This window comes from Deltaproteobacteria bacterium (assembly GCA_016709225.1).
Lineage (GTDB): Bacteria > Myxococcota_A > Polyangia > Nannocystales > Nannocystaceae > Xiheibacterium > Xiheibacterium phototrophicum.
Genome location: JADJEE010000012.1, coordinates 630,773 through 645,728, shown reverse-complemented (window position 1 = coordinate 645,728; position 14,956 = coordinate 630,773). Strand labels below are relative to the sequence as shown.

Here is a 14,956-nt window from a genome sequence, read left to right as displayed (position 1 = left end):
GGCCAGGGTACATCGACGTGGCCGATGCGATGAGAGCAAGCGTGGGCGTGCCGCTCCCGCCGAACCCGACGCAGGAGCGCGACGTCATCTTGCGAGCGCAGGCGGGCGATCGCGCGGCGTGTCGGGCACTCATCGAGCGGCACCAGCGTGCGGTCGGGTCGCTGCTGCGGCGCGTGCTCGCGGGCTCCGGGCTCGATGCGCTGACCGAGGACCTGGCGCAGGAGACCTTCCTGCGCGCGTTCGCTGCGTTGCCGCGGTTCGATCCCGACGGGCCCGCGCGGCTGTCGACCTGGCTGCTCACGATCGCCACCCGGCTCGCGCTGCAGGCGATCGAGCGCCGACGGCTACCCACCACCAGCCTCGACGACGGGGACGACCACGCGTCGATCGATGCCGACGAGCTCGCGCCCGATCGTCGTCGCCTCGGCGAGGCGATCGCCGACGCGATCGGTCGGCTGCCGCCGCCGCATCGGGCGGCCTTCGTCCTGCGCGAGTACCACGGCTTCGAGTACGCCGAGATCGCCGCATCGTTGGGGATCGATCTCGGCACCGTGAAGTCGCGACTGTGGCGGGCACGCGCTGCGCTGCAACGCGCGCTGGAGGAGCTGGCGCATGACTGAACCACCCCAAACGCCCGAACCACCCCGGCTGCCCGAGCTCGATGCCTGGCGCGTGGCGCCACTGTCCGACGATTTCGCCGATCAAGTCCTCGCCCGCATGAACGACGACGACGTGTCACTCGACCCAGTGCCCCCGACGCCCCCGCCGCGTCCGCGTCGGGCACCGGTCATCGTACTCGCGGGCATCGCCGCGGCCGCCGCGGTGCTGGCGGTGCTGTGGTGGCGGTCGCCGTCGCCATCACCATCATCGGAACCGTCCGCAGCACCGCCACCGCCAGCGGCACTCGAGGTCGCCGGCGAGATCGAGGCCGCGCCCGCCGCGGGTCTCTCGCGCGAGGCGATCGGCCGCACGCTGCGCGAGGACTTCATGCCGTTCGCCGAGATGTGCCACGGCGCGCTGATCATCAACGCGGTCCAGTACTCGGGCCAGCTCGTGCTCGAGTTGACCGTGGTCCGTCGTGACGGCCGAGGGGTCGTGACCGTCGCCGAGTTCTCCCGCGACTCCGAGCTCGAGGATCCCGGCTTTCGCGACTGCCTTCGCAGCCGCGCGCTCGACCTGGTGTTCGACGCGCCCGCCGACGACGCGCCGGTCGAGATCGAGGTCCCGCTCGATTTCCGCGACCCGTGGACACGGTGAGCCCGCACGGGGCGTCACTCGTCGCAGGCGAGCTCGGTCTCGAAGTGACGGCCGCCCGGGGCGGTGACCTCGACCGTGCGATCGTCGTCGTACTCCCATGCGAGCACGTGGCCGCGGCCGAAGGCGAGCTGCACGTGACCGGCGGTGGGGCACTTCGCAGGGCAGCGACGCAGCTCGGATACCGAGACGACCATGGTGCCGATGCGTCGCTCGCGATCGCGTTGGCTGGTCGCGTCGTCGCCGACCTCGAGCTGACGGTCGAGGCGCGATTCGACCTGCATGGTCACGCAGTCGTCGGCGTCGAAGGTCCACGACGCGTGGGAGACTGTGTCGAACAGCCCGAACGGGATGTCGGTCACGAAGCCCTCACCGGTCGCCCACGACATCGGCAGCGCCGCGTCGATCGGGTCGCGGAACGTCACCGGCCCGACGAAGTGCGGGCGGCGGTTCGCCAGCAGATTGGCGCCGATCTGCAGGTCGAAGTCGTCCAGCGTCCACACCACCGTGCTGGGGCACTCGCCGGTGTCGCACGCGGCGGTCTCGATCGCGACGCTGCCGTCGATCTCGCCGTCGAGTCGCACCGGGCCGATGCGACAGTCGGCGACCATGGCGTGCACCGTGCCTGCGACCGGGTCGGCCGTGACCTGCGGGTCGCAGCTGAGCAGCGCGAGCGCACCGACGCGCTGGGCCACCAGCTCGACCGCACGGGTGCGTGCGGCGTCGACCGACATCGCGGCCATCGCGGGCTCACCGGCGAACCGCTCCGCCACCAAGGCGAGGTTGGTGTTGGCCGACAGCGCGTTCACGCTGCGCTCGGCGACCGCGACATCGACTGCGTCGTCGGCCACGTCGCAGGCGGACGCGACGGCGAGGCACAGGGCGAGCAGGGCCGGTGGGTGGTGCATGCGGGTACGCCCGCGACGCTGCACGATCGGTTCCAAGCCCGAGCCAGCGCGCGAGGCGACCACAGGCGCGTCGTTGCGCACCGGCGGGCGCGGCACCGCGCCCGGCGGGTGGCCGTCGCGGCCCCACCATGGACTGCGATCCATGGCCCCGCGACCACGCCGTCCGGCGGTCGAATTCACGGGCACAGCGGCACCTCCATCGCCTTGCAACCACCACACTGCATCTCGATCGGCAGCACGTCGCCATCGATGGCCGCGAGATCGTTGGAGCCGCACACCGGGTGGTCCGGCACCGCGCCGTCGACCGGGTCCGGTAGGTCCCAACAGCTCTCGGCGCGCCCGACCACGTGGATGTACTCCGCGCCGGTGAGCGCGGCGTCGACCAGCGGTTGGTTGGCGTCGGCGAGGGTCTGAGAGAGCCCGGCGATGTCGTCGAGTGGGCCGACCCCGAACAGGCACCGACGGCCGAGGGTGCACAGGGTGCCGTCGTGCTCGCCGTAGATCTCGATCGACACCACCGACACCTCGGCGAGTGCGTCGGCGCTGCAACCGTGATCGCGCAGCGACAGCTCGACCTCGAGGGTGTCCTCCGCGCAGGCCGGCGTCGCGAGCACCAGCGTCAACGCGAGGCTTCGCACCGCTGACGAGAATAGCGCGGGTGCCCGATGGGCGCGCGCCCCTGGACCATCGTCCATGGCGACCCCGTGCGGCCTCCGGCCGGAGCGCGCGAAGCTCGTGGAATCGCGGGCGGGTGCGGGGCGGCGCGGCGTGGGAGCAGATTCTGCAGTCGGCGGTGTTCAGCCCACGTGAGTGTTCGTGCATGCTCGAAGGTGTCGTGAACCGAGCTCGATCCGCCGTGCCTTCGTTGCTCGCGCTCGCCTGTGCGCTCGCGTGCGCCAGCGAGCGCGGCAGCGGCGACGACCCCGGCGCGACGTCGGAGGGCGGCGACACCAGCGGCGCGGGCGAGAGCAGCGGTGCGACGCACGATGGTCCGGTCGACCTCGTGCTGTCGTCGGCGTGGGTGCGCGACGGCGCCGTGGATCCGATGCCAGCACACGCACCGGCCACGGTCACGTGCGAGTTCGGGTTCGACGACGAGATCGGCCTGTTCGAGGTCGACACCGGCGCCTGCAACTACGGCGTGTTCACGCAGCCGAGCGTCGCCGCGATCGACGCCGGCGACATCGTCACCTTCGTGCTGACCCACGACGACCTCTTGGCGCCCGAGCCCGCCGTCGGCCACGTGCTCTTCACGATCGACGGTGAGGTCGCGTTCGACCTCGAGATCGAGATCCCCAAGGCCTACGACATCGTGCAGGCCAGCTGGACCCCACCGCGCGCGATCGCAGCGGGGGCGCCGGTGGTCATGCACCTGCACAACCACGGCATCAACAACTGGCGGGTGGTCTCCCTCGAGGCCGGCCCGCCGTAGCGGCTCACGGGGCCTGGTAGCCCTCGAGATCGTCGGCGTCGCGCGGCGCAATCTTGAAGTTCATGAACGAGAAGTTCAGCGGACCCTGGATGGCGTCGAAGGTCGCGCCGGTGCCGAAGCCGGGGAAGTCGCCCGACATCGAGACGCTGTAGGCGAAGTTGTCGATGATGATGGAGTCCGGGCCGTCGGCGACCGGGAACTCGTCGAACATCGACAGCGCCCCGGCGGTCAGCGTGCCCTCGATGCGCACGAGCACCGACTCCCAGGGCTCGCCGGTGGTGCCGTCGATCAGGGTCGCGATCGGCAGAAGCTCTGCGTCGGGCGGGGTCGTGCTGCCGGTGATGTCGAAGGTGCCGTCGGTGATGACGATCTGGGTGACCTCGAAGAACTCGTTGGTGGTGCCGCTGAAGTCGACGATGTCGCCGACCTGCACGCCCGAGACGTCGGGGCCGCCCATGCCGGAGAACACCTGCACGCCGCTGTACTCGCCGCCGCCGGGCTCCTGCGCCCAGAAGCCGCCGACGTTCACGGCGGTCACGACCACGCCGTAGACCTCGACCGCGGTGTCTTCGGCGATGGTGCCGTCTTGGATCTCGTAGATGGTGTTGCCCATGTCGCCGCCGCTCGACGATCCGCCGGACGAGCTCGAGCCGTCGGCGGCGCCCGACGACGAGCTGCCGTCGGCGTTGGTCGAGCCGCTGTCGCTGCCCGTGGCGGTGGTCGTGGTGGCGTCGGTGGCCGAGCTGTCGCTGCTGGCGTCGGTCGTGGTCGCGCTCATCGAGCCCGCCGAGAGCGTGACGCCCATGGTCACCGAGTCGGACGCGGAGTTGCTGTTCGAGTCGGTGTCGGAGTCGCCCGTGGTCGTACCGGTGTCGGAACCACCATCGCCGCAGGCGATCGAGAGCAGTGCGCACAGGGCCGGGACATGGAAGGCATGGCGAAGGTTCATGGTCGGATTTCCCTGGTCGAGGGGTGGAAGCGCGGACGCTACTGCGAGCCGTGTCCCGACTTCAAGCACGGTGGGCCCGGGGTGATCGCACGGCGTGGGATCGCGGACGTGCCGGCGCATTGGCGCGGGCAGGCGCGGGCGGCGGCGCAGGTGGGGCCGCGACGCGTGCGAGCGTGGCCGCGGGGGTATGCTCGCGATCAATGTCCGAACGCCCCGTGTACGTCGGAATCGATCTCGGCACCACCAACTCCGCGGTCGCAGTGTTCGACGGCGAGTCGACCGTCGTCGTGCGCAATGCCCAAGGCGCGAGCCTAACGCCCTCGGTGGTTCGTATCGATGGCAAGGGGCGGGTGGTCGTCGGTGCCAATGCGCGCAAGTGGCTCGAGCGCGACGCGGACAACACCAAGAGCGAGTTCAAGCGTCTCATGGGCACCGCGCGCGCGTTCGACTTCCCGGCGGCGGGGCGGCAGGCGTCGCCCCCCGAGCTCGCCGCCGAGGTGCTCCGCTCGCTGCGGCAGGACGTCGCCGATCAGCTGGGCGTGATGCCGACCTGCGCGGTCATCTCCGTGCCTGCGCTGTTCGAGCTGCCGCAGAGCGCCGCGATCTCGGAGGCCGCTCGCCTGGCGGGCTTCGACAAGGTCGAGCTGTTGCAGGAGCCGATCGCGTCGGCGCTCGCGGCTGGCTGGACCGCCGCCGAGGGCGACGGTCGCTGGTTGGTCTACGACCTCGGTGGTGGCACGTTCGATGCGTCGCTGCTGGAGACCGATGGCGGCTTCCTGCGCGTGGTCGGTCACGACGGCGACAACTTCCTCGGCGGTCGCGACTTCGACTGGGCGGTGGTCGACTGGGCGCTGGGCGAGCTCTCGCGCGAGCACGGCGTCGACATCCGTCGCGACGACCCTGCGTGCGCCCGCGTCGTCGCCCAGCTCAAGCACGCGGCCGAGGACGCCAAGGTGCAGCTCAGCCGCGCCGACGAGGCCGAGTTCTCGTTCGCGTCACCCTTGGTGTTGCCGGACGGTCGCGAGCTCGAGCCCGAGCTGGTGATGACGCGCGCGCAGCTCGAGGCCGCGGTGTCGCCGCTGGTCGAGCGCTCGATCGAGGTCTGTCAGCGACTGCTGCGCGAGCACGACACCGAGGTCGGTCGGCTCGCGCGGGTGGTGTTCGTGGGCGGGCCGACGGTCACGCCGCTGCTGCGCATGCGCGTCGGCGAGGCCCTCGCCGCGCCGATCGCCGACGGCCTCGATCCGATGACACTGGTGGCCCAGGGCGCGGCGATCTACGCCGCGACCGCCGGGCTCGACGCGCGGCCGGCCGGTCCGCTGGTACGCCGTGGCGTGCGGTTGTGGCTGCAATACCCCGCGGTGTCCTCGGACCTGACGCCGCACGTGGTCGGGCGCGTGGTCGGAGGCGACAGCGGGCCGCAGCCCAAGCGCGTCGCGCTCGCGCGGGCCGACGGCGAGTGGCGCAGCGAGTGGGCCACCTTCGATGCCGAGCAGGCGTTCGCGCTGCTCGTCGAGCTGCAGCCGCGACGCTCCAACGTGTTCGAGGTGCTCGCCGACGACGGCGCCGGTGCCAGCATCCCGGTCGATCCGCGGACGATCACGATCGTGCAGGGGCTCACCATCACCGATCCGCCGCTGTCGCGCTCGATCGGGGTCGCACTCGCCAACGATCGCGTGCAGGTCTACTTCGAGCGCGGCACCCCGCTGCCGGCGCGGCGCAGCTTCACCCACGCGACGGTCGAGAGCGTGGCCAAGGGCGCGTCCCAGAGCGTGCTCAAGGTGCCGGTGGTGCAGGGCGAGCACGACCACGCCCATCTGTGCCGCCTGGTGGGGACCTTGGAGATCCCCGGCTCGGCGCTGCCGCGCTCGCTGCCCGCGGGATCCGACGTCGAGCTCACACTCGAGCTCGATCGTGGCGGTCGATTGGTGGTGCGCGCGCTGGTGCCCGCACTCGATCAGATGTTCGATCACGTCGCGCAGCTGTTGGTGCCGGCCGCCGATCCCGAGGTGCTGCTGGCGAGCCTGGGGGCGCTGCGGCAGCGTGTCGACGACCTGCGGGCGGAGGCCTTCCGCCGCGGCATGCCGCAGATCATCGCGGCGCTCGAGCGCGCGGAGCAGGACCTCGGCGACGTCGCGCGGGATCTCGGCGCGGCCCAGGGCGGCAACGACGACGCCGGCCAGCGGGCGCGTCGCAACCTGCTCGAGATCGATGCCTCGCTCGACGTGCTAGAGCAGGCCAAGCAGTGGCCCGAGCTCGAGCAACGCGCAGTGCGTACGATGACGTGGTCGGGCAGCCAGGTCTCACAGCTCGGCACCGAGCGCGAGCAGGCGCTGTTCGAGGAGATCGCCCACGCGGTCGAGCGCGCCCGCGACGAGCGCAACATTCGCGAGCTGCAGCGGCAGCTGCGGTTGGCCTCGCAGCTGGGCGAGACCGCGTGGTACCGCGACCCCGACACGTGGCCGGCGCTGTTCGACGATGCCGTCAGCCACCTCGACGCCGCCACCGACCTGCCCAAGGCGCAGGCGCTGGTGAAGGAGGGCAAGGACGCCCGTGGCCGCGACGACGTGGTCGCGCTGCGGCGCATCACCGAGAAGCTGTGGAAGCTGCTGCCCCACGATCCCGCCGCGCGGCGACAGGGCTTCGACTCCGGCGTCCGCTGAGGCGTTGCGCTGACTTCGTCGTGGCCGCCGCGTCGTCGCGGCGCTACGATCGCGGCCACCGATGACCGAGCTCGGAGCTGCGATCGCCGAGAACCCCTTCGCCGTGCTCGAGCTCGACGCCAGCGCCACGCGGGCCGAGGTCGAGCGCGCCGGACAGAAGTGGCTCGCGATGCTCGAGCTGGGCCTGGCCAGCGCGCGGCTGTACGCGACCCCGCTGGGCCCACGCGCGCGCACGCCCGAGGCCGTGCGGGCCGCGATGGCGCAGCTGCGCGAGCCCGACAAGCGCGCGCTCGCGGAGCTGTGGTGGTCGCCCGACGCGGGTGTGGCAGCGGCCGAGGTGGCGGACGACGCAGCGATGTCGGCGGATGATGACCTCGCGGCGCTCGGCTTCGACGCGATGACCCCGCTGGGTTGGAGCGGGCGCTGACGATGCCGAGCTGGGCTGGTTTCGCGGTCGCGCTCGGGCTCGCCCACCTGCTGGGGCGCGCGCAGAAGGAGGACTCGCGGCCGGGCTTCTTCGGCCTGCTGCAGTGGGTCCTGCTCGTCGGGCTCGCGCTGACGTGCGTGCTCGGCATGCTCGCCGGCGAGCCGGTCGCGTTCGTGGCGCTGCCATTCATCGTGGTGTCGTGCTGGCCGTGGGCGTTCGCGACGCGCGTGCTGATTCCCCGCGGCATGGTCGCGGCGGCCCACTTCGTCGTGCGCGGCAGCACCTGGGTGTGGTTCGACGACAACAAAGGTGGTGCGCTCGTCGCCGCCGCGTGGGCGGCCCTGCGTGGCGGGGCGAAGCCGGCCGCGATGGCGTTCGTGGAGCGGCGGCTCGGGCCCGACGACGCCGGCGCGGCGAACTTGCTCGCCACCGGCCTGCTCGCGCAGGCGCGGGGTGATCGTGCGGCGGCGCGGCAGTGGATCGCGAGCCTGGTCGAGTTCGAGGGCAAGAGTGCGCCCCGGATGGCGCGCGTGCTGGCGGTGCAGTGGTGCGCGGCCGAGGCTGCCGAGCGTGGTGCGTGGGCCCGGGTGATCGAGCTCGGCGACGATCGCGATGCCGATCGGGCGACGCGGCTGTTGGCGGCGGTCGGCCGTCGCCTGCTGGGCCGGCCGCCGGTGCCCGAGCCGCGCGAGCTGCAGGCGCTGCTGCGCGCGGTGGTGGGTCGCGCCGGCTTCGTTGCGCTGGTGGAGCGCGCGAGTGCCCACGCGCCGGACCACGCCACGTCCGCTCCGGTGCCGCCGCCGGCCCAGCCGATCCCACCGACCATCGGCACACCGCGCGAGCATGCGCTGCGGATGCACGCGGTCGTCGTGGCGGCCGCGCTGCGTCGGGCGCGGATCGATCTGCCGACCCTCGAGGCCACGTGCCGCGCGTGGGATCGCGTGCTCGACGACGCGCCGGTCGCCAGGGCCATGCGCACCCGCGCCGCGGAGCTCGGCGCCAAGCTCGATGCGCCGGTGCGTCTGCGCGAGAGCGTCGATCGCGATCTGCTCGCCGTCGTGCGCAGCACCGAGCTTGCGGTCGGCGAGGATCCCCATGCCAAGCACGACAGCTTCGGCCGCCTGCGCCGCGCCGTGCGGCAGCGGTTGCTCGACGAGCTCGAGGTGCTCGCCGATGCACTGCACACCCGCGTGAAGGCCCGCAAGGCACTGCCCGTGCACGAGGAGTGGCGGGAGTACCTGGCGATCCGCACCGCGTACGAGCGCGCGATCGGACTGACCGGTGAGGGCCTGCACCGCATGGCGTTCCAGATCGTGCACGCCTCGGTGTGCGCGCTCGCGGCGTGGCTGTGGAACGACCGCAAGAACCGCGTGCACGCGCACCAGATGTTCCGCTGGCTGCTCCGCGAGGCCGAGCACGTCGAGGACGCCGAGGCCATCGCGCTGCAGAAGCGCAACGTCGCCTGCGGCAGCTGAGGGCTTGCGTATCGGCCCCGCGGTCGCGGCCGCACGATTGTCGCGAGTTCGTAACGGCCGGTCGCGTGGGCCCACTGGCGAGACCTGCGTCTGCGATCGCGCGTTCGCAGGGCACATGAACCGACGTGCCTTCTGCTGGGCGATGCTGGCCTGTGCCTGCGCCGCGACGACCCCTGACACGACCCTCGGCGGCAACCCGCCGCTCCCGATCGACCGCACGCCGCACGTCGGCGACCCTGCGGTCGCGCGCAGCTTCGCGGCCGCCAACAATGCCTTCGGCTTCGAGCTGTGGGGCGCCCTGCACCAGTCGGGCAACCTCGCGATCGCACCCGCCAGCGTGTCGATCGCGCTGGGCATGACCTGGCTCGGGGCTCGCGGCGACACGGCCGCACAGATGGCCAAGGTGCTCCACCTCGCCGACGCGGGCACGGCCGCAGCCGCGATGGGCGAGCAGCTCGCGCAGTGGAACGCGCCGGTCGACGGCGCGTACGAGCTCGCGGTGGTCGAGCGCCTCTTCGGCGAGCAGACCGCGACCTTCGAGCCCGAGTTCCTCGCGGCGCTGCAGGAGCGCTTCGCAGCGCCGCTCGAGTCGGTCGATTTCCGCCGCGACTTCGAGGGCGCGCGCGAGCGCATCAACGGCTGGGTCGAGCAGCAGACCAAGGACCGCATCGTCGATCTGCTGCCCGCCGGCAGCATCGATGGCGATACACGGCTCGTGCTCACCAACGCCGTGTACTTCAAGGGCGACTGGCTGCGGGCGTTCGACCCCAACGCGACCCACGAGGGCGCCTTCTACGTCGGTGGCCGGACGCCCGAGCGCCGCACGATGATGCGCCAGGTCTCACAGCTGGCGTACGCGAGCACCGACGCCGTGCAGATGGTCGAGCTGCCGTACCGCGGCGAGCATCTCGCGATGACGCTGATCATCCCACGCGAGCGCGATGGCCTCGAGACGCTCGAGCGTGGCCTCGATGCCGATGGCTTCGCCGCGATGGTCGGCGCGCTACAGCCCGCGATGGTCGAGCTCACGTTGCCGAGGTTCGAGCTCGAGATGCCGGCATCGTTGTCCCTCGAGCCGGCGCTCGTCGAGCTGGGCATGCCGCTGGCGTTCGGCACAGGGGCCGACTTCACCGGCATGTCGCGCACGATTCGTCCGCTGTTCATCGACGACGTGTTCCACCGGACCTTCGTCGCGGTCGACGAGGAGGGCACCGAGGCCGCGGCCGCGACCGCGGTGGTGATGGCGACCGAGTCGGCCTCCGTGGAGCCCGACGGCATCGACGTCGTCGCGGATCGCCCGTTCCTGTTCGTGCTCCGCGACACCCGCAGCGGCGCGATCCTCTTCCTCGGGCGCGTGGTCGACCCGACGGCGTGATCACGGCTGCGTGCAGATGCCGACCTCGTCGATCAGCGGTGAGCACACGCGACCGCCGGCGCACGACGAGCCGACCTCACACATCGGTGTGCAGCAGTAGTCGCCGGTGCACGGCACCGCGGCGGCGCTGATGCAGCCCAGGCCGGGCTCGCACGAGTGCAGGAACTCGCACACCCCGTCGACGCCCACGTCGCCCTCCTCGAAGCAGGCGAAGCTGCCGTTGTCGTAGTAGCAGCCATAGCCATCGCCGCAGTCCTGGTCGAGTGGATCGCAGGCCTCGCCGTCGCCGGGGTCATCGATCTTGCCCTCGAAGTCGGCGCTGGAGTCGTCCTGGCGCTCGGGGTCGTAGACGCACGCACCCAGCAGCGAGCACAGCACGAGCATGGCAATCGGTCGGATTCGGGGGATGTCCATCGCGGGCCTCGCTGGCGTCAGTGCGCGGCGCGGCGATTTCGATCCCTGTCGATGCCGGGCGACGGCGCGGCCGCCGATCACGGGGCCGTTTGGTCACGGGCGACGCGATCAGCCGCCGCAGGCGAGGGCGAAGTCGTCGCAGCAGTCGCCCTGGCCCACGCACGCATCGTCGCAGAAGCACGCGTGGCCATCGCCCAGCGGCACCGCGGAGCCGTCGCCGCAGTGGCCGACGCACGAGCCGGGCTCGGGCGCACCGCCTTCGCTATCGCCGCTCGAGCCCGACGCGCCCGTGGTGCCGGTGTCGCCCGCGGTGCCGGTGTCGCCCCCGTCGTCGCCGTCGCCCTCGGTATCGGCGGCCGTCGGCCCCACGTCCCAGGTGCCGCGATCGATCATCGCGCCGATGAACTTGCGGTTGACGTTCCACACCAGCCAGTTGCCGCCCTTGCCCTGCAGCACCCAGGGCGTATAGGCGTACAGCGCCGCGGTGCCGTGGCTACGTGGCCGTACGGTGATCTTGTCGAGGGTCTTGCGGGCCTTGCCCTGCAGCCACGTGCCGGAGCCGGCGACCGAGGCGTCGAACGATGCACGCAGCACGTCGGCCGCGCAGGTCAGCTGGCGGTCGAGCCCGCGAAACGCGGTGTTGCAGTGGTTGCCATCGGAGCAACCACAGCCGAGCGCGAAGTCGACGGCGTTGCCGCTCGGGCGCACCGACTTCGAGACCAGGCTCTTCTCGACCTGCAGGCGGGTCAGCAGCAGCACCGGGTTCAAGTGGTGCTCGGTCGCGACCTCGACCAGCACCTCGGAGAAGCGTCGCCCGTCGACGAGCTCGTCGGCGAGGAACGAGCGCTTGCCGTAGGGTGACACCTCGAGCAGATCTTGGATCGCAGCCACGGTGGCGGCGCCGTCGTTCTCGAACAGCGCGTCGTCGACGATGGCGTCGCGATCGAAGGCCTGCAGCGGGCCGTCGAACTTCTGGTTGTCGTAGGGTTCGAGGTCGCTGGGCTCGTCGTGCCCCACGGGCTCGTCGAGTGTCTCGGTCTCGTCGCACGCCACTGGTGCGAGCGCGAGCAGCCAGGTCAGTGCACGCGCGGCGGTCTTGGCTTCCGGCATCGTCGTCATCGCCAACGTCGACAGCGATGTGGTCGCGACGTGCACCTCGGTTCCCGCGACGCCGCGCGTGGCGTCGCAGGCCGTCGCTTCAGCCCGGTGGCACGAATGCGTCGCAGGCCTGACCGATCGCCTCGATCGTCGAGGCGAAGAACGGCGCGTAGTCGGTCGCGCACACGCTACCGACCAGGCCGCGCTCACCGAACAGACCCACGAACTCACGCAGGCGCGGCGCTGGCTCGGCACCGGTCGCGAAGTCGATCGACAGCGGCTGGCAGATGCCACCGGGCAGGTCGTTGTCGCCGACCAGGCCCAGCACCACCACCGCACCGTCGTCGCCGTGCTTGGCGTCCTTCAGCGCCTGGTACCAGCCCTGCGGCGAGCCGGTCGAGTCGTCGGGCTCGTCGTTCTCGTCGGTGATGACGGTGACGACGAGGATCGCGTCGTCGCGCAGGAATCCTTCGTTGCAGCTCGCCGCCGCGGTGCCGGCCATGACGGCCTGGGTCAGCGCGTCCATCGGCTGCTCGGTGTCGGCCGACGAGCCGGTGCCGACCTTGGCGGCGCACGCGAACGAGGCCGCGAGGTCGGGCTCGTTCGCGTCCATGTAGCTGCGGCCGGTCGCGAACGCGCAGTCGACGTTGGAGGCCCCGATCCCGCGCGGGTACTGCACGCCGGCGCCCATCACGTCTTCGCAGGTCATCGGCATGGTCTGGTTGCACGTGAAGCCGCCGTCGTTGCAGACCTCGCGCAGCGCACACGGAAACAAGCACTCGTCGGTCACGCCGCAGTTGTTGCTCGCGTCGCAGGTCGCGGCGCGATCGCAGGCGTCGGGGCACTCGCCGAACACCCACGCGTCGACGTCGACGACCATCACGTGGAAGTCGTTGGAGTCGCCGACGCGATCCTCGATCGCCTCCACGAACGGGCCGAAGCTGTCGATCAGCGCCTGCTGCTCGTCGGCCATCGAGCCCGAGTTGTCGACCACGAACAGGAAGTCGACCTTGTCGCAGCCCTTGCCGCTGTCGGGGTCGAAGCCGCTGCCCATGGTGCCTTGGCCGACGTCGAGCACGTCGGCGGTGTCGGCGTGGCCGGCCTCGTCGCTGGCGCTCGCGCTGGCGCCGTTGGCCGCGGTGGTGTCGGCCCCGAGGCCGTCGCCCTCGGGCGGGCGGACGTCGGCACAGCCAGCGAGCGCGAGGCCGAGCAAGATCGCGCCGCGTTGCGGCAGGGCACGGATCGCGGGGGCGCGCGGGCTCCAAGGCGGCGTCATGGTTGCCCCGTGGGTTGCCGAACGCGTGGCCGGGGTTCCCCGAACGACTTCGCCGATCGGGTCTGTGGGCGTGCGCAATCGCAGCCTGCGACCGTCGGCGTCGCGGCGATGCGTCGAACTGCGTAGCGCACGTCGCGGTCGTGCCCGCACTCGGCTACCGTGTTGGGCGGGGGAGGGCGATGACGATGGGAGCACCTCGGGTTCGAGCGCTGCGATGTCTGATGGCCGCGGGGTTCGTCGGTTGTGGCGTCGACGGTGGGACCGCCGACGGTGGTTCCGACGGCAGCGCCAGCGCGGCCTCGACCGCGACCACGGCGTCGAACACCTCTGCGGGCTCGGTCAGCGCTGGCCAGACCAGTGCCGCCGACTCGACCACGAGCGCGGGCGAGGACACCGGCCAGGCCGGCACGTGCACGATCTTCCCCGCCGACAACCCCTGGAACACCGACGTCTCGGCGCTGCCCGTGATGGCGAACTCCGACGCCATCATCGCGTCGATCGGGCTCGACACCGGCATGCATGCCGACTTCGGCACCGTCTGGGAGGGCGCGCCCATTGGCATCCCGTGGGTCGAGATACCCGGCGACCAGCCGCGCGTGCCGGTGACCTTCGAGTACGACGACAGCGATCCCGGGCCCTATCCGATCCCACCCGACGCGCCGATCGAAGGTGGCCCCAACGCCGACGGCGACCGCCACGTGATCGCGCTCGATCGCGAGAACTGCATGCTGTACGAGCTCTTCGCCGCGTACCCCGAGGGCGGCGGCAGCTCGTGGAGCGCGGGCTCGGGCGCGATCTTCGATCTGCGCAGCAACGCGCTGCGGCCCGAGGGCTGGACCTCGGCCGACGCCGCCGGCCTGCCGATCTACCCGGGCTTGGTGCGCTACGAAGAGGTGGTCGAAGCCGGCGCGATCCACCACGCGCTGCGCTTCACCGTCGAGAACTCGCGCCGCGCGTACATCCACCCGGCGACCCACTTCGCCTCGGATCTCACCGACGAGAATCTGCCGCCGATGGGCCTGCGCGTGCGCATGAAGGCCGACTACGACTGCTCCGCGTACGGCGAGGAGGTGCAGGTGATCTGCGCCGCGCTCAAGACCTACGGCATGTTCGTGGCCGACAACGGCAGCAATTGGTACCTCTCGGGCGCGCCGCACCCGATGTGGAACGACGAGGCGCTGCACGACATCGACAACATCACCGGCGCCGCCTTCGAGGTGGTCGACACCGGTGAGCCGATCGTCACCGGCTAGCGGCCGCGCCTCGGCGTCTACGCGACGCCGTGACCGGCGATCTCGCTGAGGGCCCGCAGCGCATCGGTGGTCGTGAACACGCCGACCACGTGGCCGGGGTGATCGGGATCGACCACCACGGCGGCGCCGTACTTGTGTGCGGCCATCTCGGCCGCGACGGCGTGCAGATGCGCGTGCGGCCCGCAGGTGAACGGCATCGGCGTCATCGCCTGACGCACCGCGAGCGTGTCGGCGCGTCCGAGCACGGCGTCGACGAGCGCGATGTCGCGTTCGCTCAGGATGCCGACGAGCTCGCCGTCGTCGACGACCGGCAGGTGGCGTGCCTCGAGCTGGTACATGCGCGCGCGCGCCTCCGCCAGCGGGAGCTCGGGCGCGATGCACACGGGGGTCGGCGTCATGAACTCGGAGATCGTGCGGATGGCCATGGTGGTG

Annotated in this window: 15 protein-coding genes; 8 read left to right on the top strand and 7 right to left on the bottom strand. The window is 71.6% G+C overall.

Going from position 1 to position 14,956, the window contains the following annotated elements:
* Nucleotides 1-41: 41 nt before the first annotated feature.
* Together IPH07_27680 and IPH07_27675 are read left to right on the top strand one after the other, a co-directional pair.
* On the top strand, nt 42-620 hold the full coding sequence (locus tag IPH07_27680) for a sigma-70 family RNA polymerase sigma factor (protein MBK6921209.1): 579 nt from the start codon (nt 42-44) through the stop codon (nt 618-620).
* Nucleotides 613-1,257 carry a hypothetical protein gene (locus tag IPH07_27675; GenBank protein MBK6921208.1) on the top strand — a complete coding sequence of 215 codons (645 nt, stop codon included), beginning with the start codon at nt 613-615 and terminating at the stop codon, nt 1,255-1,257. The genes IPH07_27680 and IPH07_27675 overlap by 8 nt, the downstream gene beginning before the upstream one ends.
* A 14-nt stretch (nt 1,258-1,271) precedes the next feature.
* On the opposite strand, the gene IPH07_27670 is transcribed toward IPH07_27675, so the two are convergent.
* Both IPH07_27670 and IPH07_27665 read right to left on the bottom strand, forming a co-directional pair.
* Nucleotides 1,272-2,306 (bottom strand): hypothetical protein, encoded by a 1,035-nt coding sequence (locus tag IPH07_27670; GenBank protein ID MBK6921207.1) that lies wholly within the window; start codon nt 2,304-2,306, stop codon nt 1,272-1,274.
* 32 nt (nt 2,307-2,338) lie between these two features.
* Nucleotides 2,339-2,800, bottom strand: coding sequence for a hypothetical protein (locus tag IPH07_27665; GenBank protein ID MBK6921206.1), 462 nt, complete (start codon nt 2,798-2,800; stop codon nt 2,339-2,341).
* 218 nt (nt 2,801-3,018) lie between these two features.
* On the opposite strand from IPH07_27665, the gene IPH07_27660 reads away from it, so the two are divergent.
* On the top strand, nt 3,019-3,594 hold the full coding sequence (locus IPH07_27660) for a hypothetical protein (GenBank protein ID MBK6921205.1): 576 nt from the start codon (nt 3,019-3,021) through the stop codon (nt 3,592-3,594).
* 4 nt (nt 3,595-3,598) lie between these two features.
* On the opposite strand, the gene IPH07_27655 is transcribed toward IPH07_27660, so the two are convergent.
* Nucleotides 3,599-4,543 carry a hypothetical protein gene (locus IPH07_27655; protein MBK6921204.1) on the bottom strand — a complete coding sequence of 315 codons (945 nt, stop codon included), beginning with the start codon at nt 4,541-4,543 and terminating at the stop codon, nt 3,599-3,601.
* A gap of 200 nt (nt 4,544-4,743) precedes the next feature.
* Here IPH07_27655 and IPH07_27650 point away from each other — a divergent pair, with 200 nt between their 5' ends.
* The 4 genes from IPH07_27650 (at nt 4,744) to IPH07_27635 (ending at nt 10,483) form a co-directional block, all read left to right on the top strand.
* Nucleotides 4,744-7,206, top strand: coding sequence for an Hsp70 family protein (locus IPH07_27650; GenBank protein ID MBK6921203.1), 2,463 nt, complete (start codon nt 4,744-4,746; stop codon nt 7,204-7,206).
* Nucleotides 7,207-7,267: 61 nt separating this feature from the next.
* Nucleotides 7,268-7,633: a hypothetical protein gene (locus IPH07_27645; protein ID MBK6921202.1), complete on the top strand. Its 366-nt coding sequence runs from the start codon at nt 7,268-7,270 to the stop codon at nt 7,631-7,633.
* A 2-nt stretch (nt 7,634-7,635) separates the two neighbouring features.
* Nucleotides 7,636-9,108, top strand: coding sequence for a hypothetical protein (locus IPH07_27640; GenBank protein ID MBK6921201.1), 1,473 nt, complete (start codon nt 7,636-7,638; stop codon nt 9,106-9,108).
* 115 nt (nt 9,109-9,223) lie between these two features.
* Entirely contained in the window at nt 9,224-10,483 is a 1,260-nt protein-coding gene (locus IPH07_27635; GenBank protein MBK6921200.1) for a serpin family protein, read from the top strand.
* On the opposite strand, the gene IPH07_27630 is transcribed toward IPH07_27635, so the two are convergent.
* The 3 genes from IPH07_27630 to IPH07_27620 form a co-directional block, all read right to left on the bottom strand.
* Complete coding sequence (locus IPH07_27630) at nt 10,484-10,897, bottom strand: hypothetical protein (protein ID MBK6921199.1); 414 nt, start codon at nt 10,895-10,897, stop codon at nt 10,484-10,486. It abuts the gene before it with no gap.
* A gap of 108 nt (nt 10,898-11,005) precedes the next feature.
* A complete protein-coding gene (locus IPH07_27625; GenBank protein MBK6921198.1) occupies nt 11,006-12,016 on the bottom strand; it encodes a hypothetical protein in 1,011 nt (336 codons plus the stop codon).
* A gap of 79 nt (nt 12,017-12,095) precedes the next feature.
* A complete protein-coding gene (locus IPH07_27620; GenBank protein MBK6921197.1) occupies nt 12,096-13,271 on the bottom strand; it encodes a hypothetical protein in 1,176 nt (391 codons plus the stop codon).
* Nucleotides 13,272-13,492: 221 nt separating this feature from the next.
* Between IPH07_27620 and IPH07_27615 the strand changes: the two genes are divergently transcribed.
* Nucleotides 13,493-14,524, top strand: coding sequence for a hypothetical protein (locus IPH07_27615; GenBank protein MBK6921196.1), 1,032 nt, complete (start codon nt 13,493-13,495; stop codon nt 14,522-14,524).
* A 17-nt stretch (nt 14,525-14,541) separates the two neighbouring features.
* Here the strand turns inward: IPH07_27615 and IPH07_27610 are convergent, their stop codons facing one another.
* The gene (locus IPH07_27610; protein ID MBK6921195.1) at nt 14,542-14,949 is read right to left on the bottom strand and encodes a CBS domain-containing protein; all 408 of its coding nucleotides are present in this window, start codon (nt 14,947-14,949) and stop codon (nt 14,542-14,544) included.
* Nucleotides 14,950-14,956: the final 7 nt, after the last annotated feature.